General features: G+C 73.9%; 21 protein-coding genes. 16 read left to right on the top strand and 5 right to left on the bottom strand.

Annotated elements, in window-relative coordinates; translation table 11 throughout:
* Positions 1-209: 209 nt before the first annotated feature.
* The 3 genes from IL992_RS09855 (at position 210) to IL992_RS09865 (ending at position 2552) form a co-directional block, all read left to right on the top strand.
* The gene (locus IL992_RS09855; RefSeq protein ID WP_193202990.1) at positions 210-1052 is read left to right on the top strand and encodes a helix-turn-helix transcriptional regulator; all 843 of its coding nucleotides are present in this window, start codon (positions 210-212) and stop codon (positions 1050-1052) included.
* Between the two features lie 86 nt (positions 1053-1138).
* On the top strand, positions 1139-1999 hold the full coding sequence (locus tag IL992_RS09860; protein WP_226872585.1) for an alpha/beta fold hydrolase: 861 nt from the start codon (positions 1139-1141) through the stop codon (positions 1997-1999).
* Positions 1992-2552, top strand: a complete 561-nt coding sequence (locus IL992_RS09865) for a TetR/AcrR family transcriptional regulator (protein ID WP_193202991.1) — start codon at positions 1992-1994, stop codon at positions 2550-2552. The genes IL992_RS09860 and IL992_RS09865 overlap by 8 nt, the downstream gene beginning before the upstream one ends.
* A 12-nt stretch (positions 2553-2564) precedes the next feature.
* On the opposite strand, the gene IL992_RS09870 is transcribed toward IL992_RS09865, so the two are convergent.
* Complete coding sequence (locus IL992_RS09870) at positions 2565-8351, bottom strand: WD40 domain-containing protein (protein ID WP_193202992.1); 5787 nt, start codon at positions 8349-8351, stop codon at positions 2565-2567.
* Between the two features lie 77 nt (positions 8352-8428).
* Here IL992_RS09870 and IL992_RS09875 point away from each other — a divergent pair, with 77 nt between their 5' ends.
* From IL992_RS09875 to IL992_RS09900, 6 genes are all read left to right on the top strand, one after another.
* Positions 8429-9619 (top strand): ArsB/NhaD family transporter, encoded by a 1191-nt coding sequence (locus IL992_RS09875; RefSeq protein WP_193202993.1) that lies wholly within the window; start codon positions 8429-8431, stop codon positions 9617-9619.
* 120 nt (positions 9620-9739) lie between these two features.
* Positions 9740-10351: a biotin transporter BioY gene (locus tag IL992_RS09880; RefSeq protein ID WP_193202994.1), complete on the top strand. Its 612-nt coding sequence runs from the start codon at positions 9740-9742 to the stop codon at positions 10349-10351.
* A gap of 7 nt (positions 10352-10358) precedes the next feature.
* Positions 10359-11732 (top strand): AMP-binding protein, encoded by a 1374-nt coding sequence (locus IL992_RS09885; RefSeq protein ID WP_193202995.1) that lies wholly within the window; start codon positions 10359-10361, stop codon positions 11730-11732.
* 1 nt (position 11733) lies between these two features.
* Entirely contained in the window at positions 11734-12879 is a 1146-nt protein-coding gene (locus tag IL992_RS09890) for a thiolase family protein (protein ID WP_193202996.1), read from the top strand.
* Positions 12880-13554, top strand: coding sequence for an energy-coupling factor ABC transporter ATP-binding protein (locus IL992_RS09895; RefSeq protein ID WP_193202997.1), 675 nt, complete (start codon positions 12880-12882; stop codon positions 13552-13554).
* Positions 13551-14156 (top strand): energy-coupling factor transporter transmembrane component T family protein, encoded by a 606-nt coding sequence (locus tag IL992_RS09900; RefSeq protein WP_193202998.1) that lies wholly within the window; start codon positions 13551-13553, stop codon positions 14154-14156. The genes IL992_RS09895 and IL992_RS09900 overlap by 4 nt, the downstream gene beginning before the upstream one ends.
* Positions 14157-14174: 18 nt before the next feature.
* Here the strand turns inward: IL992_RS09900 and IL992_RS09905 are convergent, their stop codons facing one another.
* From IL992_RS09905 to IL992_RS09915, 3 genes are read right to left on the bottom strand one after another with little or no spacing between them, the layout of a single operon-like run.
* The gene (locus IL992_RS09905) at positions 14175-15017 is read right to left on the bottom strand and encodes an inositol monophosphatase family protein (protein ID WP_193202999.1); all 843 of its coding nucleotides are present in this window, start codon (positions 15015-15017) and stop codon (positions 14175-14177) included.
* Entirely contained in the window at positions 14990-15643 is a 654-nt protein-coding gene (locus tag IL992_RS09910) for a hypothetical protein (RefSeq protein WP_193203000.1), read from the bottom strand. The genes IL992_RS09905 and IL992_RS09910 overlap by 28 nt, the downstream gene beginning before the upstream one ends.
* Positions 15640-16677, bottom strand: a complete 1038-nt coding sequence (locus IL992_RS09915) for a hypothetical protein (RefSeq protein WP_193203001.1) — start codon at positions 16675-16677, stop codon at positions 15640-15642. The genes IL992_RS09910 and IL992_RS09915 overlap by 4 nt, the downstream gene beginning before the upstream one ends.
* A 241-nt stretch (positions 16678-16918) precedes the next feature.
* Here IL992_RS09915 and uvrB point away from each other — a divergent pair, with 241 nt between their 5' ends.
* The 7 genes from uvrB (at position 16919) to IL992_RS09950 (ending at position 24165) form a co-directional block, all read left to right on the top strand.
* Positions 16919-19030: an excinuclease ABC subunit UvrB gene (uvrB, locus tag IL992_RS09920; RefSeq protein WP_226872586.1), complete on the top strand. Its 2112-nt coding sequence runs from the start codon at positions 16919-16921 to the stop codon at positions 19028-19030.
* Positions 19031-19502: 472 nt separating this feature from the next.
* The gene (locus IL992_RS09925; RefSeq protein ID WP_193203002.1) at positions 19503-20042 is read left to right on the top strand and encodes a hypothetical protein; all 540 of its coding nucleotides are present in this window, start codon (positions 19503-19505) and stop codon (positions 20040-20042) included.
* A gap of 167 nt (positions 20043-20209) precedes the next feature.
* Positions 20210-20422 (top strand): hypothetical protein, encoded by a 213-nt coding sequence (locus tag IL992_RS09930; RefSeq protein ID WP_193203003.1) that lies wholly within the window; start codon positions 20210-20212, stop codon positions 20420-20422.
* Between the two features lie 174 nt (positions 20423-20596).
* A complete protein-coding gene (locus IL992_RS09935) occupies positions 20597-21073 on the top strand; it encodes an RrF2 family transcriptional regulator (RefSeq protein WP_193203004.1) in 477 nt (158 codons plus the stop codon).
* A gap of 51 nt (positions 21074-21124) precedes the next feature.
* Entirely contained in the window at positions 21125-22435 is a 1311-nt protein-coding gene (locus tag IL992_RS09940; RefSeq protein WP_193203005.1) for a sensor histidine kinase, read from the top strand.
* 348 nt (positions 22436-22783) lie between these two features.
* On the top strand, positions 22784-23371 hold the full coding sequence (locus tag IL992_RS09945; protein ID WP_193203092.1) for a hypothetical protein: 588 nt from the start codon (positions 22784-22786) through the stop codon (positions 23369-23371).
* 188 nt (positions 23372-23559) lie between these two features.
* Positions 23560-24165, top strand: coding sequence for a DUF4126 domain-containing protein (locus IL992_RS09950; protein WP_193203006.1), 606 nt, complete (start codon positions 23560-23562; stop codon positions 24163-24165).
* 115 nt (positions 24166-24280) lie between these two features.
* Here IL992_RS09950 and IL992_RS45965 read toward each other — a convergent pair whose 3' ends face one another.
* Positions 24281-24448: a hypothetical protein gene (locus IL992_RS45965; RefSeq protein WP_319018452.1), complete on the bottom strand. Its 168-nt coding sequence runs from the start codon at positions 24446-24448 to the stop codon at positions 24281-24283.
* Positions 24449-24613 lie beyond the last annotated feature (165 nt).

A 24613-nucleotide genomic window follows, 5' to 3' on the forward strand; every position in this document is an offset into this window, starting at 1 on the left:
CGTGGTGGTGGCGAACCCGCGAAACGCCGGAGTGCCGGGTGTGGCACGCGGCGCCCTTCGGCGTTCGTCCCGTCGCCCCTGCGAGGGCGCCGCCGGTCCGCCGAGCCGGCTCCCAGCGTGCGGCGGCGCGGGCGTCGGCGGGAGAGACGCCCTTATCCGGGGACGGGCGGTCCCTGGCTGCGTCCGGCGTCCCGGGGCATGGTGGGAGCGTGGACAGAATCGAGCTGGCCGACTTCCTGCGCCGCTCCCGTGCCCGGCTCACCCCTGCCGACGTGGGGCTGTCGCAGGGCGCGCGGCGGCGCACCCCGGGACTGCGCCGCGAGGAGGTCGCGCAGCTGGCGGGCATGTCCACCGACCACTACACCCGGCTGGAGCAGGCCAGGGGCTCGCGCCCGTCCCGCCAGATGCTCGCCGCCGTCGCCCGCGCGCTGCGGCTGACCGGCGACGGACGGGACCACCTCTTCCACCTGGCCGGCGAGGAGCCGCCGCGGGACCGGCCGGCCACGGAGCATGTCCGCCCCGGCCTGCTGCTCGTCCTCGACCGGCTGATCGACACGCCCGCCCGGGTGGTGAGCGACCGCGGCGACGTCCTCGCGCAGAACGCGATGGACAAAGCACTGCACGGTGACATGTCCGCCCGCCCCGAGGCGGAGCACAACGTCGTCTGGCGCTACTTCACGGACCCGTCCGCGCGGGAACTCTTCCCGGCCGAGGACCGTGACCGCGCCGCCCGCACGGCGGTGGCGGATCTGCGCGCCACATTCGCCCGCCGCCCGGACGACGCGCGGCTGGCAGGGCTCGTACGCCGGCTCCGTGCCCGCAGCGAGGAGTTCTCGGCGCTGTGGGACACCCACGACGTCGCCGTGCGCCGCGCCGACGTCAAGCGCTTCCTGCATCCGGTCGTCGGCCTGCTGGAGCTGGACTGCGAGGTACTGCTGAGCCCGGAGCACGACCAGCGGCTGGTCGTCTACACCGCCCGCCCGGGCAGCGAGTCCTACGAGCGGCTGGAGCTGCTGCGCGTGGTCGGCCTCCAGGACCTGACCCGCGGCTGAACCGCTGAGCCGGGGTCCGCCGGTGCCCGCGAACCCGAGGGGGCGCGTCTTGACGCATATCGGCTAATACCATTAGCCTATGAGCTATGCACTTGAGCCTGGAGGATGACGTGACCGAGTTCCTGAAGATCGGCGAAGGTGAGATCGCGTACGACGTGACGGGGGAGGGGCCGCTGGTCGTGATGGTCCCCGGCATGGGGAACGGCCGGCGCGCCTACCGTTTCCTCGTCCCGGCGCTGACCGCCGCCGGGTATCGGGTGGCGACCATGGACCTGCGCGGGCACGGCGAGTCGAGCCTCGGCTGGGACTCCTACACCCGCACCGACACCGCGGCCGACATCGTCGCCCTGATCGAGCACCTGGGCGGGCCCGCCGTCGTCGTGGGGCACTCGTTCGCCGGGGGAGCGGCCACCATCGCGGCGGCGCAGCGGCCGGAGCTGGTCAGTGCCCTGGTGGAGATCGGCCCCTTCACCCGGCCGCAGAAGCCCGACCTGGGCGGCCTGCTGAGCAACGGCCACTACCGCAAGGGCATGACGCGGCTCATGGGCGTGGCGCTCCTGCGCAGCATCGGGCTGTGGAAGAGCTACCTCGACCACGCCTACCCCGGCGTCAAGCCCGCCGACTGGGCCGACTACCTGGCCGCCCTGGAGAACGACCTGCGCAGGCCGGGCCGGATGGCCGTGGTGAGCGCGATGGGCGCGTCCGCGCCCACCGACGCCGGCGCCCACCTCGACCGCATCGGCTGCCCCGCGCTGGTCGTCATGGGGACCCGCGACCTCGACTGGACCGACCCCCGGGCCGAGGCGGACGGCATCGTCGCCGGGATGCCGCCGGGCCTCGGCGACGTGGTGATGATCGACGGCGCCGGGCACTACCCGCACGCGCAGCACCCCGACGAGGTCGCCGCCGCGATGCTCACGTTCCTCAAGGAACGGGCCCGTGGCTAGGGCGGCTCTGTCTCCGGACGCCGTCGTCGACCTCGCGCTTCGAATCGTGGACGAGGAGGGCCCCGAGGCGCTCACCCTGTCCGCGGTCGCCGGGCGGGCGGGAGTCGCCACCCCCTCCCTCTACAAGCACGTACGCAACCTCGCCGAGCTGCGCGTCCTGGTCTCCGGACGGGTGCTGGGCGAGCTGACGGAGATCGCGAGCGAGGCGGTGCTCGGCAGGTCGGGCGACGAGGCGCTGCGCGCCCTGATGGACGGCTGGCGCTCCTACGCCGCCCGGCATCCGCACCGCTACTCGGCGCTGATCCAGGCGCCGCGGCCCGAGACGGCCGAGGCGGGAGACCGGCTGGTCGGCGTCATGCTCGCCGCACTGCGGGCGTACGGGCTGGAGGGCTCGGCCGCGATCCACGCGGTCCGCTGCCTGCGCGCCGCGATGCACGGCTTCGCCGTCCTGGAGGCGGCGGGCGCGTTCCAGCTCGCGGAGGACCTCGACGAGAGCCACGCCCTGCTGGCCCACATGGTCATCTCCGGGCTTCACACCGCCCGCGACCGGTGACCCGGCCGCTCGTCAGAACGGCTCGTCGAGGGCCAGCCGCCTGACCTCGGGCAGGTATTCGTCCAGCTCGCCGGGTTCGAACCGGCACATGCCGATCACGTACCAGAACTGGCCCGTCACGTCGCCTTCCAGCTTGTACAGCCCGCCGGGCGAGAACGCGGCCCATCCCTCGGGCAGGCCGAGCAGCGTGGCGCGGCGTTCGCGTCCCGGGACGTCCCACAGGATCACCACGCCGTCGTCCCCGGCGCTGGCGAGCAGATCCCCGGAGGGGTGGAACGCGAGCGACCAGATCCGGCGGCCGTGACCCGCGAGGGTGCCGGCGCGCGCGCCGGAGGCCGGGTCCCACAGGTGGACGGCGAGGTCGTCCCCGGCGGTGGCCAGCAGGTCGCCCGACGGGCTGAAGGCGGCCGTCCACAGCCGCCCGCCGCCGGCGAGCACGTGCAGGCACTCGCCGGAGGCGACCTCCCACAGGCGGGCGGTGCCGTCGTTGCTCGCGCTCGCCAGCAGGTCGCCCGACGGGGAGAAGGCCACGGCGTACACCCGGTCGTCGTGGCCGCTCAGCGTCGCCGCCCACTGGCCGGTCGACACGTCCCACAGCCGCACGTTGCGGTCGTCGCAGCCGGTGGCCACGAGCCGGCCGTCGGGGCTGAAGGCGATCGACCTGACGCGTCCCCGGTGCCCGGCGAGGTTGGCGACCTGCCGCCCGGAGGGGCGGTACCACAGCCGGACGCTGTCGTCGTCGTTCGCGGTGGCCAGCAGTTGCCCGTCGGGGCTGAACGCCTCGGCCCACACATGGTCGGTCTCCACGTTGAGCTCGCGCTCGTACGTCCCTGCCACCGGGTTCCACAGGTAGACGCCGCCGTCGTTGCTCGCGGTCGCCAGCAGCGGGCCGGCCGGGCTGAAGACGGCCGACACCAGCCGGTCGGCCGCCCCGGTGAGCGAGCGCAGGCGCCGGCCCGTGACCGGGTCCCACAGCCGTACGTAGCCGTCGTTGCCGCAGGCGGCGAGCATGCCGCCGTCGGCGGAGAAGCGGACCGACGTGATGCGGCGGCCGTGGCCGCGCAGCGTCTGGACGCACCGACCGCTGTGCGGGTCCCACAGGCGGGCGGTGCCGTCGTTGCTGCAGGTCGCGAGCTGCCTGCCGTCCGGGCGGAACGCGAACGGCCAGACGGAGCCCCGGTGCCCGGTCAGCTCGGCACGCGCCTGGCCCGTGCGGTGGTCCCAGATCCGTACGACCCCGTCGCTGTCGCCGGTCGCCAGCAGCTCGCCCGTGGGATCGAACAGGACCTGGTAGACGGCGCCGCGGTGCCCGGGCAGGCTGCCGGCGGCCGCCCCCGTGACCGGGTCCCACAGCCGTACGGCTCCCTCGGTGTCGCCGGAGGCGAGCAGGCGGCCCTCCGGGTGGAAGGCGAGGGAGTAGATCCGGCCGGGGTGACCGGTGAGCTCGTGCAGTGCGGCGCCCGTGCGGGGGTCCCAGATCCGCAGCACGCCCTGGCCGTCCCCGGCGGCCAGGCGGGTGCCGTCGGGGCTGAGGACCAGGCGGTAGACGGCTCCGCTGTGGCCGTGCAGATGGTGGCGCACCCGCCCCGTGGCGAGGTCCCACACGCGGATCGCCCCCGCGCTGTCGCCGGTCACCAGCAGCCCCGGCAGGAACACGGCCGTGTAGATCGGGGCGGTGTGGCCCGGCAGTTCCCACGCGAGCTCCCCGGACGCCCAGACCCGCATGATCCCGTCCGCGCCGCCGGCCGCGACCAGGTCGCCGGAGGTCAGCACGGGCCACACCCCCTCGGGATGGCCACGCAGGACGTGCGACGGCTCTCCGGTGGCCGGGTCCCACACCCGGATGGTCCCGTCGCTCGCGCCGGTCACCAGCCCGGCCTCGCCGTAGGCGACCTTGTAGACGCGGCCCCGGTGGCCCTGCAGCGTGCGCAGGGCGGACCCGGTGACGCTGTCGCAGACCAGCACGCCGCCGTCCTCACCGCCCAGGGCGACCACGCCGCCGTCGGGGTGGTAGGCGACCGGTTCGGGCAGGCGGCTGCTCTCGAAGTGGTAGCCGTACGGCACGCCGACGACGGCGGGGGCCAGTTCGGCGCCGACCCGCCCCCCGTCGGTTCGTGTCCCCGCGGCTGGGGCGGCGGGCGCCACGGCCGCGCCGCGCAGCTCCGGCGCTCCCCAGGGAACGCCGGTGACGTCGATGAGCGCGGCCCGGTCCCAGCGGCTGCCCTCGACGGCGACGTCCCGCAGGTCGGCGCGGGCGAGCCGGGCCCGGGTGAGGTCGGCGCCGCGCAGGTCGGCGCCCACCAGCACGGCCTCGTCCAGGCGCGCCCCGACAAGCCGGGCGTCCCTGAGCACCGCGTGGGACAGGTCGGCCCCGACGAGCCGGGTGTCGGTCAGGTCGGCGCCGGTGAGGTCCACGCCCTGGAGTTCGCGGTACGACAGGTCCTCGCCGCTGAGCCGGGCTCCGCGCAGGTCGGTCCTGGCCGAGGTGCGCAGCCGGGTGGTCACCTTGATGGCGTTGGCCCGTGCGACGTCACCGGCGCCGGGGGAGGCGAGCGTGCGGGCCGCCCACGCCTGCAGCATCGAGGCGTCGGCCAGGTCGCACAGGAAGTCGACGGCCAGCGCCGACAACGGCCGCAGGCCGAGCCCCGGCGCGCGGCCGGTGCCGAGCGACTCCGCGAGGTGCCGGGCCACCAGCCACTCCACGACCGAGGCGTGGATGAACCCGAACAATCCCTCGTCCGTGCGGACCAGCAGGCTGCCGGCTCCGACGGCGTGCGCGGCCTGCTCGGGCGTCAGCCGCGCGGGCCCCTGCCCTCCCGTGGTTCCGGCGCCGTCCGCGTCGGCCGGGCCTGTGTGCTCCGCCTGCTCGGAACCGGTCTCCGGTCCGTACGGCACGCGGTTCTGCGTGTCGGCGGCCAGGCCGGTGAGCGTGTCGGCGACCTCGGCCAGCTCCACCGGCCGCAGGAAGGTCTCACCGGTCTCCCACAGCCGCAGCGCGAGCGTGGTCGCGGCCCGCCACAGCTCCTCGCGGGTCAGCCCGCCGGGAGCTCCGGCCACGCCGCGCACGCGCTCCTCCTCGAACGCCAGCCACGTGTCGAGGATCTCCTGGTAGAGACCGGCGGCGCTGATCGCCTCCCCGGCCTGGGCGACGGCGCGCAGCCTTTCGGCGGGCAGGTCGGCGATGAAGCTGAGCATGCGGGGGTTGTGCGCCAGGCCGAGCAGGTCGCCGATGCCCGTGAGCAGGGCCATCCGGTCGTCGGCCGCCTCCTGCGAGCCGTACCGGTTGACGAGGTAGGCGCGGATCTGCTCCTCGGTGAACTCCTCGATGCTGAGCACCCGGCGGTTCGGCAGCAGGCCGACCTTCTCCCCGAGCGCGGTCATCACCTGGCTGCGCGACTTGAAGTGCTGGGTGCGTCCGGCAACGAGGATCTTCGCCTTGTCCTCGGCCGCGCGCAGCAGGGTGTCGAGATGGTCGGCCGCCCGCTCGTACGTCACACGGGTGACCAGTTCGTCGAAGCCGTCGAACAGCAGCACGATGCGGCCCTGGCGCAGCATGTAGTGGAACGCCTTGAGATCGATCAGCTCCTCGCCGTGGTTGGCGAGGTGCGCCGCGACCAGCCCGGCGACCGAGTGCGCCTTGTCGAGGGCGCGCAGCTCGATCAGGATCGGCGTGAGGTGCGGCAGCTCGGCGGGGATGCGCCTGGCCACCTCGCGCAGCGAGAACGTCTTGCCCCGGCCGAAGTCGCCGAGCACGAGCACGAACCGCCCGTGGTCGGCCGCGAGCAGCCGCATCAGCTCGTCGGTCAGGTCGTCGCGCACCTCGCCGCCGGTCCGGTCGAGCTCCCGGAACCGCTGCGGCACGTACAGCTCGGGCGGGTAGCGGCGGTCGCCGCGCAGCCTGGCCGTCTGCCCGGCCACGTAGGACGACAGGTCGAGCAGGCCCTGGAACTCGGTGAAGCTGCGCAGCCGCAGCCCGCGCCGCAGCGCGTCGTCGCGTAAGGTCCGGGACGGTTGCGGCCCCTGGTAGACCAGCTCGGCGGCGTGCTCCAGCCCCGCCGCGTGGACGTGACCGAGGAACGCCTCGACCCGATCCTGGTTCAGCTCCCCGGCGTGCGCGCCGATCAGGACCTGGCGGACGAACCCGTCCTCGGGGTGGGTGACGAGCAGGCGCGGCGGGTCGCCCGCGACGCGGCGGATCTTGGCCCGCTCGAAGCGGGTCTCGCAGACCTCGGCGATCCGGTCGAGCAGCAGGTCGGCCGGGCCCGCCGGCTCCTCCGGCTCCCGGGACGGCGGCTCGGGAGCCGCCGCGGCGGGGGTCTGCGGCCGCCAGCCGCGCCAGCCGTACGGCAGGACCTCGGGGTCGCCCAGCTCCGGCCGGTCGCGGGTCCACCGGCGCAGCCCCTCCGGCGTGAGCTGGAGGATCTGGTGACGGCCCGGGGCGAGCGCGGGCACGCACGGCAGCCCCTCCAGATCCCAGACCTCCTCCGGGCCGCCGCCCCGGGGGCTCCGCCCGTGGACGAGCAGGTCGAGCCGGGATCCGAGCAGCCGTTCCAGGGTGGCGGCGTCGCGCAGGCCGGGACGCGGGGGATGGGCGACGACGCCGATCCGCAGCCAGCCCTCGAACGGCCGCAGCCGCTCGGCGAACCACGCCGCCTGGGCCTCGCCGACGAAGCCGTAGTCGTCCTCCTCGCGGTGGCTCATCGCGATCGTGGAGTTGATCCCGGCGACGACCGTGCGCAGCTCGGGCAGCTCGAACAGCGTCCACGGCTGGGCGCTGTCGAAGGCCGGGCCGTCGAGGCCCTGGTAGAGCTCGCCGAAGAGCGTGGAGAAGTGCCGCCACTTCGGCCAGTACGGCGGCTGCGGGCGCACGTCGTCGGCCTCGCAGGTCGCGAAGTAGGCCCGGCAGGCCGCCTTGGTGACGTCGCGCGGCCCGGGGACGACCACCAGCCGCCCGGGCTCCAGGCCCAGCAGCACGCGCAGCCCGGTGAGGAACGCCAGCGCCTGCTCGCACTCGCGGATGCTGCCCGACTCGGTGAGGTCGCCGGTCACCACCAGGAGATCGGGCCTGGGCACACCGGCGTCGGCGAGACGGGTCAGGTCGGCCCACACGCTCGCCTGCAGCTCGCCCGCGTCGAGCGGCTCGTCCGCCTCGGCGAGGCCGCGCCCGAACCGCGGCCCGGCGACGTGCAGCACGGTCACCGCGGAGGCGCCGCCCGCGCGCTCGGCCGTCGGGAACGCCGGCTCGGCTGCGGGGGTGCGCCGGGCCCGGGGCACCCGTACGGCGGGGGGCGCGGGGTCCGCGGGCGGATGTAGGGCGTGCGTGCCCGGCCCCGCCGGGAAGCGGGGCGGTTCGGCCGGCTTGGCCCGGCCGGCCAGCGCCTGCCGGATCCGGGTCAGCAGCAGCCGCCGCGCCTCGTCGGGGTCGGTCACGCCGAGGAGGTCCACCCAGGTGATCGTGGACAGCAGGCCGTCGAGCGGGCAGTCCTCCAGGCGGACCGTCACGAGCTTGTTGGACGGGTTGTCGGGATCGGCGCGCAGCGCCGCCTGCCATTCGAGCCTGCCGTAGCGGGAGCCCAGGTAGTTGCGGGTGAGCACCGCGACGACGAGGTCGGCCTCGCTGACCCCGCGGTCCATGAAGTCGATGAAGTTGGTGCCCGGCACGAAGTCCCACGCCTGCAGCATCGTGCGATAGCCGGCGGCTTCGAGTTGCCAGGCGATCCACGTCGCCCAGCGCTCGTCGGCGGGGGAGTAGCTGACGAAGATCTCGGTCCGCGCGTCCCCCCGCCCCGTGTGCGTCATGGGCCCAGTATTCACGCTGCCGCCGACGGTTTGGAGGGGATCGATCATCTCGGCGGGCGGCGAGATAGGGTGTGCGCGTGGCGACCGGGCTGCGGAGACTGAGCGTTCTCGACTGGATCAGGTTCGGACTGCTCGCGGCGGGCCTGGTCTTCGTGGCCACCGGCCTGCTGCCGGCGGAGGAGGCCAGGGACAGCGTCGAACGCATCGCCCCCCTGCTGCTGTTCCTCGGCGCGGTGATCGTGCTGGCGGAGCTGACCAAGGAGGCGCAGGTCTTCGACGTCATCGCGACCCGCATCGCGATCGTCGGCCGGGGGAGCTACGCCGTTCTCTTCCTGTTCTGCACGGCCTTCGCCTCGCTGGTCACGATCTTCTTGAACCTGGACACGACGGCCGTGCTGCTGACGCCGGTCATGCTGGCCCTTGCGCCGCGCGCGAAGATCGCGCCGCTGCCGCTCGTGATGACCACGGTCTGGCTGGCCAACACCGCGAGCCTGCTGCTGCCGGTCTCCAACCTCACGAACCTGCTCGCCATGAACCGGGTCGCGCTGACCACGCAGGAGTTCGCCGCGCGGATGTGGGCGCCCCAGGCCGTGTCGATCGCGGTGACGATGGCGTTCCTGTGGGCGTTCTACTGGCGGCGCGGCGAGCGGGGCGAGGACCGCTACGTGCCGCCGCCTCCGGTGCCTGTGGCCGACCGGGTGCTGTTCGGCGTCGCGGGGGTGGCGTGCCTGCTGTTCATCGCCGCGATCCTGGTGGGCGTGGAGATCGGCGTCGCGGCTCTCGTCGCGGCGGTCGCGGTGGTCGCCGCCTTCGCCTGGCGCGACCGCGCGAAGCTCGTGTGGGGCCTGATCCCCTGGCGGCTGCTGGTCTTCGTCACCGGGCTGTTCCTCGTGGTCCCGACGCTCAGCCGTCTCGGCCTGGCGGAGGTGATGCGCGCGCTCGTCGGCGTGGGCGGCGACGGGGACGGCGCCTACCGCGCGGCCGCCGCCGGAGCCGCGCTGTCCAACGTGCTCAACAACCTCCCGGCGTACGTCGCGGGCGAGCAGGTCGTCCCCGCGGCCAACCACACGCAGTTGCTGTCGCTGCTCGCGGGCACCAACCTGGGCCCGGTGATCACGCCCTGGGGCTCGCTCGCGACGCTGCTGTGGTTCGAGTGGTGCCGGCGGGGGGACGTGCGGGTGCCGCTGGCCAAGTTCGTCGCCACCGGCGCGGGCCTCGCCGTGACCGGCCTCGCCGCGACCGTGACCGTCCTGATCCTCACGGCCTGAGCTCCGTCCCAAGTCGAGCGGCCCGGATCGCCCGGCTATGGGCGGCGCTGAGAACGACACGGCGAAAAGTTGTGGGAATCCTCATGCGCCGAACGGAGCGTCTTGGTATGGGATCGATCCGTGACAGATGAACAGAGTCCGCCGCGGCGGCGCTTCCCCGCGGCGGACGTCGCCAGGGTCAGCGTCTTCGCCGCGCTGATCGCCGTGCTCGGCATGCCGGGCGCGCTGAACGTCTTCGGCGACGCGGTGCCGATCACGTTGCAGACACTCGGCGTCATGCTCGCCGGGGCGATCCTCGGCACGTGGCGGTCCGCCCTCGCCGTCGTGGTCCTGCTCGTGCTGGTCGCCGCGGGGCTGCCCCTGCTGGCCGGTGGACGCGGCGGGCTCGGCGTCTTCACCGGGCCCTCGGCCGGCTTCCTGATCGGCTGGCTTCCCGGCGCGGCCCTGACCGGGTGGATCGTCGAACGCGGGGGACGCACACCGTCCACGGTGCGGCTGGTGACCGCCTGCCTCGCCGGCGGCGTCGGCGTGGTCTACCTGTGCGGCATCCCCGTGCAGGCCCTGGTCACCGGGCTGTCCCTGGGCAAGACCGCGCTGCTCAGCGCCGCCTTCCTGCCCGGCGACCTGGCCAAGGCGGTGCTGGCGTCGATCGTGGCGCGGGGCACCCAGCGGGCCTACCCCGACGCGGTCCCCGCGGTGCACCGCGAGCGGCTGCGGGCAGGGGGGCGGTGACGCGCCCGTGCCGGTAGCCGCGCAGGTCATGCGGCACGCCTCCGCCAGCCCGGACCGGATCGCGCTGTCCGGGCCCGGAGGCGACCTCGGCTACGCCGAACTCGCCGCCCTGGCCGGCCGCGCCGCCCGCCGACTGGCCGACGAGGGCGTCGGGCCCGGCGCGCTCGTCGCGGCCGGCCAGGCCGACCCCGTGGCCCTGCTCGTCGCCGTGCTCGCCGCCGACCTGGCGGGAGCCACACCGCTGCTGTGCGACCATGCCTGGAGCGAGGAACGGCGGGCGCAGGTCATGGCCGCGGTGCCGGTCACCGCCCGCTTCGACGCCCCGCTGCCGGAGGCCGACGGCCCGCCCGTACGGCACCGCCCCGCGCCGGGCGACCTCACCTGGGCCTGCTTCAGCTCCGGCAGCACCGGCAGGCCCCGCGCCGTGGTGCGCAGCCGGGCCTCGTGGACCGCGTCGTTCGCCTACCTGGACGCGCTGACCGGGATCGGCCAGGACGACGTCGTGCTGATCCCCGGTCCGCTGGTCTCCTCCCTGTACGGCTTCGCCGCCGTGCACACGCTGGCGGCGGGCGCGACCGCCGTGGTCCCCGGCCGGTGGTCTCCGTCCCTGCTGGCGGATCAGTTGCGGCGGGCCACCGTGGTCCACGTGGTGCCCCACCGCCTGCCGGCCGTACTGGACGCCCTGGAGGCGGCCGGAGGCCCGCTGCACACCGCCGTGGTCGGCGGGGCCGCCCTGGACGCCGCCGCCAGGGCCCGGGCAGCGGCGGCCGGAGTGCGTGTGGTGTCGTATTACGGCGCCACCGAGCTGTCGTTCGTCGCCGTGGACGCCGACGGGGCCGGGCTGCGGCCCTTCCCCGGCGTGGAGATCGACGTCAGGGTGCCGCCCGGGCAGGCTCTGGGCGAGGTGTGGGTGCGCTCCCCGTGGCTCTGCGAGGGTTACCTGGCCGGTGCGACCGGCCCCCTGCGGCGGGACGACGGCGGCTGGATGACGGTCGGCGACCTGGCCGAGCCGCACCGGCCCGGCGAGGTCCTGCGGCTGCGCGGCCGGGGCGACGGCGCGATCCAGACCGGCGGCGCCACCGTGGTGCCCGAGGACGTCGAGGAGGTGCTCAGGAAGGTGCCGGGAGTGGACGACGTGGTCGTGGTCGGCACGCCGCATCCCTACCTGGGCGCCGTGGTCACCGCGGTCGTCGAGGGCGAGGACGCGTCGAGGGCCGCGCTGGAGGCGACGGCGCGCGCCGAACTCGACCCGGCGCAGCGGCCCCGGCGCTGGTACACGGCCGGGTCCCTGCCCCGGACCCCCACGGGCAAGCCGGCCCGCGCCTTCGTCGCCGCCCGTCTCGCCGCCGGCGACGATCCCGGCCTGCGGCGGCTCGACTGAGATGGACGAGCACGCGGTCGTCGTGGCGGCCCGCCGCACCCCCATCGGCACGGCCGGCCACGCGTTCCGGACCCTGACGGCCGACCGGCTCGCCGCGCCCGTCATCGAGGCGGTCGCCCGCGACGTGGCGCACCTCGGCGTCCCGGTGGACGACGTGGTGCTGGGCAACTGCACGGGACCCGGGGGCAACCTCGCCCGGGTCTGCGCGCTGGCCGCCGGGATGGGCCACGACGTGCCCGGCGTCACCGTCGACCGGCAGTGCGGCAGCGGCCTCGCCGCGATCCTGCTGGCCGCCCAGGCGGTCCGCTGCGGCGAGGCGGACCTCGTCGTCGCCGGGGGCGTCGAGAGCGCCTCCACCGCTCCGCTGCGGGTTCGCCGGCGGGAGGGCGAGCCGGGCGTGCCGTACGAGCGCGCGCCGTTCGCCCCGGAGGGGCACCCGGACCCGGACATGGGCCCGGCCGCCGAGGCGCTCGCCGCCGCGCGCGGCGTGACCAGGGAGCGCCAGGACGCGTACGCCTCCCGAAGTCACGCGCGGGCGCTGGCCGCCCGGGAGGCCGGACGGTTCACGCGCGAGATCGTCCCCATCGGCGGCCGGACGGACGACCAGCGTCCGCGCGTGCTGCGGCCGCAGTCGCTGGCCCGGCTGCCCGCCGCGTTCGTGCCGGGGGGTACGGTGACGGCCGGCAACTCCTCCCCGGTGAGCGACGGAGCCGCCGCCGTGGCGGTCGTGCCCGAGCGGCTGCGCGCGGCGGCCGGCCTGCCCGGTCTGCGCCTGCTGGCCGGCGCCGTCGCCGGCTGCGACCCCGCGCTTCCCGGGTGGGGACCGGTGCCCGCCGTACGACGCGTGCTGCGGCGGACCGGAGCGGACCTGGGGAGGGTGGCGGCGGTGGAGATCGTGGAGGCGTTCGCGGCGCAGGTGCTCGCGGTCACCGACGCGCTCGGCCTCGACCCCCTCGGCGCGGACGCCGGCCGCGTGTGCGCCGACGGCGGCGCGCTCGCCCTCGGCCATCCCTGGGGCGCGAGCGGAGCGGTGGTGGTGACCCGGCTGTTCAGCCGGCTCCTCGGGGCTCCTCCGGGGACGCTGGGCCTGGCGGCGGTCGCGGTCGGCGGCGGTCTCGGGATCGCCGCCCTGTTCGAGGTGGTGTGAGTGATCCGGCTGGAGGACGTCCATGTGCGGCTCGGGCAGCGGGAGGTGCTGCGCGGCGTCACGGCCTCGCTGACCGAGCGCCGCGTGGGCGTGGTGGGGGCCAACGGCTCGGGCAAGAGCACGCTCGCCCGCCTCGTCAACGGCCTGGTCCTGCCGTCCTCGGGCACGGTGACGGTGTCCGGGCTCGACACCCGCCGCCACGCGGCCCGCATCAGGCGCGGCGTGGGGTTCCTGTTCACCGACCCGGACGCGCAGATCGTGATGCCCACGGTGGCCGAGGACGTGGCCTTCTCGCTGCGCCGCAAGGGGCTGGCGCGCGAGGAGGTCGAGCGCCGGGTGCGGGAGGTCCTGGAGAGGTACGGCCTGGGGGAGCACGCCGACCACCCCGCGCATCACCTGTCCGGCGGCCAGAAGCAACTGCTCGCCCTCTGCTCGGTCCTGGTGCTCGACCCGGAGATCCTGGTCATGGACGAGCCGACCACGCTGCTCGACCTGCGCCACTCCCGGCAGGTCGCCGCGCTGCTCCGGACTCTTCCGCAGCAGGTGGTCGTGGTGACCCACGACCTCGCGCTGCTGGAGGACTTCGACCGCGTGCTCGTGATCGACGAGGGGCGGATCGTCGCCGACGCCGAGCCCGCCGCCGCGATCGGCCACTACAGGAAGATGATGGCGTGAGCGGGCTCACCGGCGCCTACGTGCCCGGCGGTTCGCTCCTGCACCGGCTGCCCGCCGGGGCCAAGCTCGCCGGGCTCGCCGTGTCCTGCACGGCGCTCCTGCTGCTGCGCTCGCCCGCGGCGCTGGCGGGCGCCGCGGCCGCCGTGGTGCTGCTGTACGCCGTCTCCGGGGTCGGCGTCGCGGCGGCCTGGGCGCAGGTGCGGCCCGTCCGCTGGTTCGCCGTGGCACTGTTCGGCGTGCAGTTGGTGTTCGCGGACCTGCCCACGGCGGCGTCCTCCACGCTCCGGGTCGTGCTCGCCGTCGCCCTGGCCGGGCTGGTCACCCTCACGACGCGCACCGGCGCCCTCATGGCCAGTCTGGAGCGCTGCCTCGCCCCCGCCAGGTTCGCCGGCCTCGACCCGTTCCGCCTGTCGCTGCTCCTGTCCCTCACGCTGCGCAGCGTGCCGGTGATCGCGGATCTGGTCACCCGGGTGCGGGAGGCGCAGCGCGCCAGAGGGGTCGAGCGGAGCCCGCGCGCCTTCGCCGTCCCGCTGGTCGTGGGCGCCCTGCGGCACGCCGACGCGCTGGGCGAGGCGCTCGCCGCGCGCGGTCTCGACGACTGACCCCGGGGCTGCGGCGAGTCAGAGCGGAGGCAGGGCGGGCGCCAGGCGGCGGGCCTCGGCGACCAGGCCGAGCAGGTCTCCGACCAGGGCGGGCGGCGCGGCGACGAAGCTGCGGTCGTCGGGCGGGCCCTCGGCGGACGCCTCGAACGGGCCGCCGTCGAGCCCGCGGATCTCCACCCCCGCCTCCCGGGCGATCAGGGCGCCGGCGGGCAGGTCGAGCCCCTCCGCGCGGTAGCCGATCATGCCGTCGATGTCGCCGCGCGCGAGCATCGCCCAGCACAGCAGCGGAGCCCAGAGCTGGAGCACCCGCCGGGCGCGGGCGTCCATCGTCATCTTCAGCGACCGTGCCGCCGGGTCGCTCCGCGAGACCCCGTGGCCCTGCGTCCAGGCCAGCACCGGCCCGTGCCGCAGGTCGCGGCGCGGCGGCCCGGTCAGCGGCCCCGCCGGCCCGCGGGCCCCGGCCCCGCTGACGGCCGACCAGGTGCGGCCGGAGAGCGGCTCGTGGACCACTCCGAGCACCGTGCGGCCGCCCGTGCACAGCGCCAGGCCCACGACGTACGCGGGAAGGCCGATCGCCACGTTGTTCGTGCCGTCGAGGGGGTCGACCAGCCAGGTCCATCCGCCGTCCGGACGGTCGCCACCGTGGACGCCCGACTCCTCGGCCACGATCCGATGGGAGGGGAACTCGGCCCGGATGCGGTCGAGGATCAGCTTCTCCGCGGCCAGGTCGAGGTCGGTCACGACGTCGCCCGACCCGCCCTTGTCGTGGACGGCGACCGCTCCCGGCGCGCTCTCGCGCAGCACGGCCCCGGCGGCCAGGGCGGCCTCGACGGCTACCCGCCTGGCGTGTTCGAGGTCCACAGGCTCCTCCTGGCCAGCTCGGCGGCACGTGCGGTCTCGGCGTCGTCGAGGCGTTCCCGCCTGACGTGGTGGAGGGGCGTGGCGAGCGGCCCGAGGGACAGGTCGCCCAGGCCCGGCCGGCCGCGGCCGAGCGCCACGGTGGCGGCCTCGCCGTCCTCGGGGATGACGCTGCTGTGGAAGGCGCCCGCGACGAGCGTGTAGGTGTCCCCGGCGCCGAACAGCTCGGCGCGCCCCGGGGCGTACGCCACGGTCCTCGGGGTGGGGCGGACGACGTCGCCCGACGGGGTGCTGACCACCTCGAAGACGCGGTGGGTGGGGGACCGGGTGGTGTCGGTCACCACGGCGTGGACATTGCGCACCTGGCCGTACAGGACGTGGCTGACCAGGTCCCAGCTGTGGCAGTGGACCTGGGAGGTGGTGCTGCGGGCGCGCCGGGCGGCGGCGGTCCACACGTGCACGCACACCCCGAGGTCTCCCTCCCGGACCAGCGGCAGGCAGAGGAATCCCAGCGGATGCCGCACGCCCCGCACGCCCGAGCCACCCTCTGCGATCTCACCGAGCACGCCGAGGGCCCACTCGCGGGCGCTGCCGCCGGCGAGCACGTCGGACACGTCCTCATACCTCATGGCGCGTACGGATCCTTGGCGCGCAGCGCCTTGCGGGTGACCTCGACCACGTCGCGGTCGGTGAACGACTTGGGCAGGGGGAGGTCGACGCGGTCGAACAGCCTGCGGACCTCCTCGACGGTCGGCTCGTCGCTCAGCGGCACCGACCGGTAGCGGTCGATCGCCACGCGGCGGGCCTGCTCGAAGCTCGTGCGCAGCTCGGTGCCGCAGCTCTCGTAGAAGAACGAGCCGCTGAAGGCGATGATGGCCCGGTTGGGGTCCTCGGACGTCATGATCAGGGCGCGGCCGGACATGTCCCAGCGGAAGGTCGTCATGACCGGCGAGAGCCCCACCGCGATGTCGAGCAGGCCGTATCGCTGGCGATACCAGAACGCGGCCAGGACGCTCGCGTACGACTCCTTCCTGGCCCGGTCGGTCGTCCACCGCTCCCCGGTGCCGTCCGGCCGGTCCGACAGCGACCTGCGGTAGTGCGCGTAGCTCTCGCACACCGCCTCGTCCGTCGGGTCGATGATCTCCAGACGGACCGTGAGGTGCCGCTTCTCCCGCCGCGCGGCGGCCACGCACTCGGGCAGCGTGACGGCGCGCATGTAGGTGCCGGTGCCGCCCTTGAACGTCCAGCGGTCGGTGCCCCTCCGGGCGTCCGCGTGCGCCTGCGCGATCTCGTGCTGGCTGCCCAGGATGCGGATGACCGCCATGTCCTCCAGGGCCCGGCGGGTGCCCGCGACCAGGTCCTCCAGCTCGTCGAGGCGGTCCAGGCGCTCGGGGAGCCGCGAAAGGACGCCGGAGGTGGCGTGCATGGCCTCCTCGACGGGCTCCTGCCGGGCCCGGTCGCGCAGCAGCGCGGTCGCGACCAGGGCCAGGACGACCAGCGTGGTGCCGCTGACGAGCTGCGACTTCACCTCGTCGGGGATCACCTTGTCGGGCAGCACGCCGAGCACGCCCACCGCAACGGCCAGCACGAGGGCGATGGCCCCGTCGACGTTCTTGGCCGCCCACGCGAGCGACTGGCCGACGGCACTCCGCAACCCCGCCATAGGTCAGCCCCGCCATCCCGTCAGTGTCGGCCCCCGACTCGAATCGTAACGACCGGGTCATGGTCCGGCAAAGGGTTCGCCTGGCCAGGCCGCGGCGGCCCGGAAGCGATGAACGGGACGGGCATCGGGGCCGGAATTGTCGGTCGCCGCGCGTAGGTTATGGAGGTGAACCGGAGTGGGCGCCTGTGTCTGTGCGGCCGCCCGCGCCGGTGGACGGGGCGAGTGAGGAGCTGAGCGGCCGATGACATCCATGATGGACCTGAAGCGGAAGGTCGCGCCCTTCCAGGTCGTCACCGACATGACGCCGTCCGGCGACCAGCCCACGGCGATCGCGGAGCTGGAGCGGCGGGTCAGGGCCGGGGAGAAGGACACGGTCCTGCTCGGCGCGACCGGCACCGGCAAGACCGCGACGGTGGCGTGGCTCATCGAGCGGGTGCAACGCCCGACGCTGGTCATGCAGCCGAACAAGACGCTCGCCGCCCAGTTCGCCAACGAGCTGCGCGAGATGCTGCCGAACAACGCGGTCGAATACTTCGTGTCCTACTACGACTACTACCAGCCCGAGGCGTACGTCCCGCAGAGCGACACCTACATCGAGAAGGACTCCTCGATCAACGAGGAGGTCGAGCGGCTGCGCCACTCGGCGACCTGGTCGCTGGTGTCGCGCCGCGACGTGGTGGTGGTCGCCTCCGTCTCCTGCATCTACGGCCTGGGCACTCCGCAGGAGTACGTCGACCGGATGGTCGGGCTCAAGGTCGGCCAGCAGATCGAGCGGGACCAGCTGCTGCGGCGGCTGGTCGACATGCAGTACACCCGCAACGACCTGTCCTTCACCCGGGGCACGTTCCGGGTGCGCGGCGACACGGTCGAGGTCATCCCGGTCTACCAGGAGCTGGCCGTCCGCATCGAGATGTTCGGCGACGAGATCGAGAAGCTGGCGACGCTGCACCCGCTGACCGGCGAGGTCGTCGGCGAGGACGACGAGCTCCACATCTTCCCCGCCTCCCACTACGTGGCAGGTCCCGAGCGGATGGAGCGGGCCATCGCCGGCATCGAGGCGGAGCTCGCCGAGCGGCTCGCCGACCTGGAGCGGCAGGGCAAGCTGCTGGAGGCCCAGCGGCTGCGCATGCGCACCACCTACGACATCGAGATGATGCGCCAGGTCGGCACCTGCGCCGGGATCGAGAACTACTCGCGGCACATCGACGGCCGCGAGGCGGGCACCCCGCCGCACACGCTGCTCGACTTCTTCCCCGACGACTTCCTGCTCGTGCTGGACGAGTCGCACCAGACCGTCCCCCAGATCGGCGCGATGTACGAGGGCGACGCCTCGCGCAAGCGGACGCTGGTCGACCACGGGTTCCGCCTGCCGTCGGCGATGGACAACCGCCCCCTCAAGTGGGAGGAGTTCCTGGAGCGCATCGGGCAGACCGTCTACCTGTCCGCCACGCCGGGGCCGTACGAGCTGGGCCGCAGCAAGGGCGAGGTGGTGGAGCAGGTCATCCGCCCCACCGGCCTGGTGGACCCCGAGGTGATCATCAAGCCCACCAAGGGCCAGATCGACGACCTCATGGAGGAGATCCGGGCCCGGGCGGAGCGGGACGAGCGGGTCCTGGTCACCACGCTGACCAAGAAGATGGCCGAGGACCTCACCGACTACCTGCTCGACAACGGCATCCGGGTCCGCTACCTGCACAGCGAGGTCGACACGCTGCGCCGCATCGAGCTGCTGCGCGAGCTGCGCATGGGCGAGTTCGACGTGCTCGTCGGCATCAACCTGCTGCGTGAGGGCCTCGACCTGCCCGAGGTGTCGCTGGTGTCGATCCTCGACGCCGACAAGGAGGGCTTCCTGCGCTCGGAGACCTCGCTCATCCAGACGATCGGCCGCGCGGCCCGCAATGTGTCCGGCCAGGTCCACATGTACGCCGACAAGATCACGCCCAGTATGGAGCGGGCGATCGAGGAGACCAACCGGCGCCGGGCCAAGCAGATCGCCTACAACGAGGCGCACGGCATCGACCCGCAGCCGCTGCGCAAGAAGATCGCCGACATCCTGGACAGCCTCGTCCGCGAGGACGCCGACACCGCGCAGCTTCTCGGCGGCGCCGGGCGGCAGCAGTCGCGCGGCAAGGCGCCGGTGCCGGGCCTCGCGTCCCGCGGGGCGGGTCAGCACGCGAAGGCCATCGCGGGGGAGATGCCGCGTGCCCAGCTGGAGTCGCTGATCGAGTCGCTGACCGAGCAGATGCACAACGCCGCCGCCGACCTGCAGTTCGAGGTGGCGGCCCGGCTGCGCGACGAGATCAAGGAGCTCAAGCGGGAGGTCCGCGACATGCGCGAGGCCGGCGTGAAGTGACGGCGTAGACCATGCAGTCACTGCTCAGTGACCCCGTCTCAGCGGGGCGACGCGCCTGCGCCGTAGTCGTCCGGGCCCGCCGGCCCGGTGAGCGCTCATGATCGGGCGACCGGGCGCTACCGTGCCGTGACCCCCATGACCGCCCGGGCCCGCCGGCCTGGGCGGGGCGCAGGCGGCATCACCCCGTGCCCGGCCATGCGGCAAATTTTCTTATTCAGCGAATTCTGGTGAATTGTGCGCTGGAACCGCTGGTGGGCGAAGTGTGGAAACCGGGCCGGGTTTTTGGCGTTCTTGTCCCGTTGAAACGCCGCGGGCTGTGCGGAATCGAGAGGGGCGCGGCTCCGAACGCGATTGACCTGGCCTGTTGCGGGGAAGGCATTCGTCGGCGCGTGGATAACGTCCACGCGTCATGGGGGCCGCCTATTCGAGCGGCTCCCGCCGGGCGAATCCGTCTGTGGCAATCGGGGAAATAATGCGTTCGACGATTATCGCGTCCAGCCCTTACGCCCGCCTCGTGCTCACCGCCGGGTCGGTGACCGCGCTCCTCGCCGGTTGCGGCGGGGCTCCGGCGCGGTCGTTCGCCGCGGTGCCGGTGAGCCGGCCGGTCACGTTCGCCTCGGTCTCGCCCAGCCCGCCCGCGACGCCCACACCGTCGCCGGTGCCCAGCCCGTCGGCGACGCCGAGCGACCTCGCCGGGTGCCGGGACGGCGAATGCGAGGCGCGAGTGCGTGAGGGGGACGCCATCCCGATCGACCCGAGGCTGGGCGTGGACGAGATCACCGTGGTGGGCCTGCGGGGAGACGCCGTCAGGCTCGCCTTCACCGGCACCTCGACGGTCGTCGACGGCGCGAACATCAGCATCAGCCGGAGCTGTTACAACGACCGCTGCCGAGTCAGGGGAGCGGTGACGATCAGCACGAGCAGGCCGGGCCGCATCGGTGACGTCGACCTGCGGCTCGCACAGGTCGCGGGTGACACCGCCGTGCTGGTGCTCGAGCCCGCCACCCGGTAAGGCGACCGACCCGCACTCCGCCCCCGCACTCTGGCCCCCCGCACTCCGCCCCCGCACTCCGGCCCCCCGCACTCCGCTCCCGCACTCCGGCCGGAGCCGGCGCGATGTCTCGTCGCCCGGCTCACCGAGGTGATTTCCGCGCGGCGGCGGGGGCGGCCCGGTCGCGCGTGACCATGCTTCCGCTCGTCGCCCTGACCGCCGTGCTCCCGCCGTCCGGCCGACCGGCTGAAGCGCGTCCGGGGCGACGCCCGTACGCCAGTGGCGGGACCTCCCTCTGCCGGTGCCGCCCCGCCGCGCTCGTCCTCACGCCGCTCGCAAGGGACGGCATCGACCCGGAGAAGGAGGCGCGCATCCTCGCCGCCCGGGACGCCCGCTCCTGACCGCGCTCCGCGCCGGTGGGCCGAGGCTCCCGGCCACGCTCGTCGGCTGCGACGCCCTCATCCGGTTGCACTCCACACGGCTGATCGGTCCCGCGTACGGCGGCGGCACCACTCCTGACCAGGCACAACGGCTCCCGATCTCAATCCTGGATGTGTAGTATCCAGATTATGCGGATGAGTGAGGGCGTCGAGTGGGCGATGCACTGTTGCCTGACGCTGGCATGGCTCGGCAACGAGGTGCCGGTTTCGACGGCGAAGCTCGCCGCCGGGTTCGAGTTGCCGTCCGCATACCTCAACAAGCAACTCCAGGCGCTGGCCAAGGCCGGGATCATGACATCCACTCCGGGGGTGAGGGGCGGGTTCCGGCTGGCCCGGCCGCTGGAGGAGATCACGGTCATGGACGTCGTGACGGCGATCGAAGGACCTGCCGAGGCGTTCCATTGCACGGAGATCCGACGGCGCGGGGCCGGGGCGGCGAGGCCGGAGTGGCAGTTCCGCACCCCGTGCGCGGTCTCGACCGCGATGCGCAAGGCCGAGATGGCGTGGCGGCGGGCGCTGGCCGCGCAGACTCTGGCCGATGTGCAGGCCGCGGCGGACCGTCGTGCGCCCCAGGCGGGCGAGGCGATCCGGCGCTGGTACGCGCAGAACTGATCGTCCCGAAACAGAAACCATCCGCCGGTACCAGGGGAGGGGAAATCGGATGTGAACCCGCACTCCATAAAAGCGCGCTCCACGATCGCCGCGGCAGGGCTCTTGCTGCTGGCCCTGGTCGTGGGAGGCGTCGGCCTCGACCTGGCGATCCGCTACAGAATCCAGGACGAAGTCTTCTTCACGGCCGAGCAGGTCGCCGCACGATGGAGCGCGGCGGCGCGCAACGGCGCCGTGCCCTATCCGATCCCCACATTCACCGACATCACCCTCGTCCAGCTCGTGGACGCCCGCGGAAGGGTCGTCGACTCCAGCCTTCAGGCCGCGGGCATGGGGCCGCTCAGCACGCTGCGGCCTCCAGCCGACGATCGCCTTCAAGAGCGCACGGAGTGCTCCGCGCAGGACCGGTGTGTCATGCTCATGGCCAATCGGGTCTCTCCCGCGGCGGACTCGCCGGTCGTCTACGCCGGCACGGCGCAGCCGTCCCTCCTGGCCACGCACAACCTGGAGTACGTCATCGCCGGGGGCGGTGTCTTGATCCTGGTTTCGGTGGCCTGGATGACGTGGTGGGCGATGGGCCGGACCCTCCGCCCGGTCGAGCTGGAGCGCCAGTTCGCCTCCACCACCTCCCACGAGCTCAGGACGCCGATCGCCGGCCTGCGGGCACGACTGGAGGAGGCTCTCCTCTATCCCGACGACGTCGACCCGCGCGACACCATCCAGGGAGCCTTGCGGGCCACCGGCCGGCTCGAGGCGATCGTCGACGACCTGCTGCTGCTGACCCGGCTGCGCGGCGCCGATGCGGCGGCGCCGGAGTTGATAGAGCTCGGCGCGCTGGTGACGGAGGAGGTGTCGGCCCTGGGCCCCGGGGTGCCGGTGCACGTTCGGGCGGCCGGGGACGTGCGAGTCCGCGGCTCCCGGATCCAGTTGGCCCGAGTGGTCGGCAACCTCCTGAGCAACGCGCGGCGGCATGCGGCCGGCGCCGTCACGGTGACGGTCGACTCCGTCGGCGGCCAGGCTGTCGTGGCGGTTACCGACGACGGAGCGGGCATCGCCCCGGCGGACCGCGAGCGTGTCTTCGAACGCTTCGTCCGCCTGGACGAGGGGCGTCGCCGGGATTCCGGCGGCAGCGGACTCGGCCTCGCCATCTCTCGCGACATCGCCCGCGCCCACAAGGGCACCCTGCGGATCGAGGACTCGCCGGTAGGCGCCCGTTTCGTGCTGATGCTGCCACTGGCGGGAACGGCGGGAGCCGCAGCGGAGTGGACCGCCGCGCCCCGCAAAACCGTCAACCCAGGAGGAACATCTGGTTTGCGCGCCGGCCGCCCGCCAAAACCGGGCCATGAGCGCGACCGCGCCGGGTGACGGCTGGGAGCGAGATTCCCCCCCTTTTCCAGCGGGTGACGCTGCTACACCGCCACACGGCATGGCGTTTCCCCGCCGTGACCTGGGGTCAGCCATTCCCCTGCGTACGGCGTCACAGGTATCGGGAAGGCCCTCACGCCCGCTGTCGAAGAGGTCCCGCTGTGATGTCCCTCAGGCGGATCGGGCGACGGAAAACCGTTCGCCCGGGTTGAGCGGCACACCTAGCCTGGTGTCCGGGCCGATCACGACGACCCGGCGCGGCCCGGCCGGTCCGCGCCCACGAGGCCGTCCCCGGCGACGACCCGACCGGTGCGGCGGACGGCGGGGGCGTCCCCGCGGGAGGTGATCATGCGACCTGCGGTGGGCGAGGCGCTGCGGCGGTGCCCGTCCTGCGGCGGCTGGGAGTACGGCGGTGCCCCCGATTGCCCGAGGTGTGCGGAGCTGGTCGACGCGATCGTGGAAGAGGGCTGGCGGGACGTCCTCCTACGCGAGTTCGGCGACCGCGTCGCGCCCGCCGACGAGCGGGCGATCGCCGAGATGGTGGCCGACGAGCCGGACCGGCATGACTGGCGCGTGGTCGATGCCGCGCTCGACCGCCTGACCTGCGCCGAGTGCGGCGGGCCGCTGGGCCGCCAGGCCGGGTGCCCGCGCTGCGACGTGGCGAACGGCATACGTTACGTCGCCAGGGAGACCGACCGTCCCGGGGTGCCGCCGGGGAACGAGCACGCCATCCGGGTGAACGTCTCGGTGGTCCGGCGGCCCGAGGGCATCTCCGTTCCCGAGGTGCTCGCCAGACGCCTGCTCCTGCCCGCGTTGCTGACCGGGTTCCTCCCCACGAGAGAGCAGGCGCAGCGCCTTGGCGCGCTGGTGAAGCGCGGTGCCCGCGCCGAGGACCTCGCCGTGGCGATCGACGAACTCGCCGCCGCAGCAGGCTGACGGCGCCTCCGGGCACCGATCGGGCGGCCGGGCAGAGCGGCCACACTGAGCCGCCGGCACGGCGGCCGCGCCCGGCTCATACCCGCGGGTGTCGGGAGTGCGATTCGCGGTAGTAACCGGGCACACGGTGCCGGGGCCGTCCGTTGACGGGGAGGCGGGATCGTCCCGCCGGCCGGAGGAGGTTGCTGATGTTCGCGGCGCTCACCGGGCTCGGACTGTCGACCGCGGCCGGGCTCAACGCGTACATCCCGTTGCTGCTCGTCGGCGTGCTCGCGCGGCTCACCGACGCCGTGCGGCTGCCGGCCGAGTACGCCTGGCTGTCCGACACCTGGGTCCTCGCCATCGTCGCCGTGCTGCTGGTCGCCGAGTTCGTCCTCGACAAGGTGCCGGTGGTCGACCACGTCAACGACATGATCCAGACGGCGGTGCGGCCCGCGTCGGGCGGCGTGGTCTTCAGCGCCACGGCGGCCGCGGCGAAGATCGACAACTCGGCGTGGATGGCCGAGCACCCGGCGGTCGGCTGGCTGCTGGGAATCGCCGTCGCCCTCGCCGTGCACGTGATCAAGGCCACGGCACGGCCGGTGGTGAACGCCACCACGGCGGGCGTGGGCGCGCCGGTCGTCAGCACGGTGGAGGACGTGGGTTCGCTCGGCATGAGCCTGATCGCGATCTTCCTGCCCGTCCTGGTGGTGGTGGCGCTGGCCGTGCTGGCGTTCGTGGCCTGGCGGCTCATCCGCAGGGTCCGGCGCTACCGGGCGGCCCGCCGTGCCCGGGTCGCAGCCCCGCCCGGCTGACGGCGGGGCACGGCACCCGCGTCTCGCGGGTGACGCTCGACAGGTGGGTCAGCCGATGAACGGGCTCAGGTCCAGGTCGATGTCCACGTCGAAGCCGACGTAGGTCATGAGGCGCTCACGGTGGATCCCGGTCGGCACGTACCCCTTCGCTCGGCGCCAGCTCGAACGTGTACGCGACCGGTTCCTGGTCCTCCAGTTCGATGCGCCAGAGATATCTGATCCCGGCGTCCGAGTACTTGATCGGCTTGGTCGTGCGGTCCCGCTCCTCCGAGTCGGGCGACACGACCTCGACGACGAGCTGGACTTCCTCCGGCCGGTAAATGGTCGAGCATGTCGGCGGTCCACCCGCCGGGCGGACCGGGATAGAACCACTCGGGGAAAGCCGCGGTCATCCGGGGTCCTCCTCTCCCCAGAGTGATCGCTCCACATGACAATCCTGTCACGGACC

It is taken from the genome of Microbispora sitophila, assembly GCF_014892245.1.
GTDB classification, from domain to species: domain Bacteria; phylum Actinomycetota; class Actinomycetes; order Streptosporangiales; family Streptosporangiaceae; genus Microbispora; species Microbispora siamensis.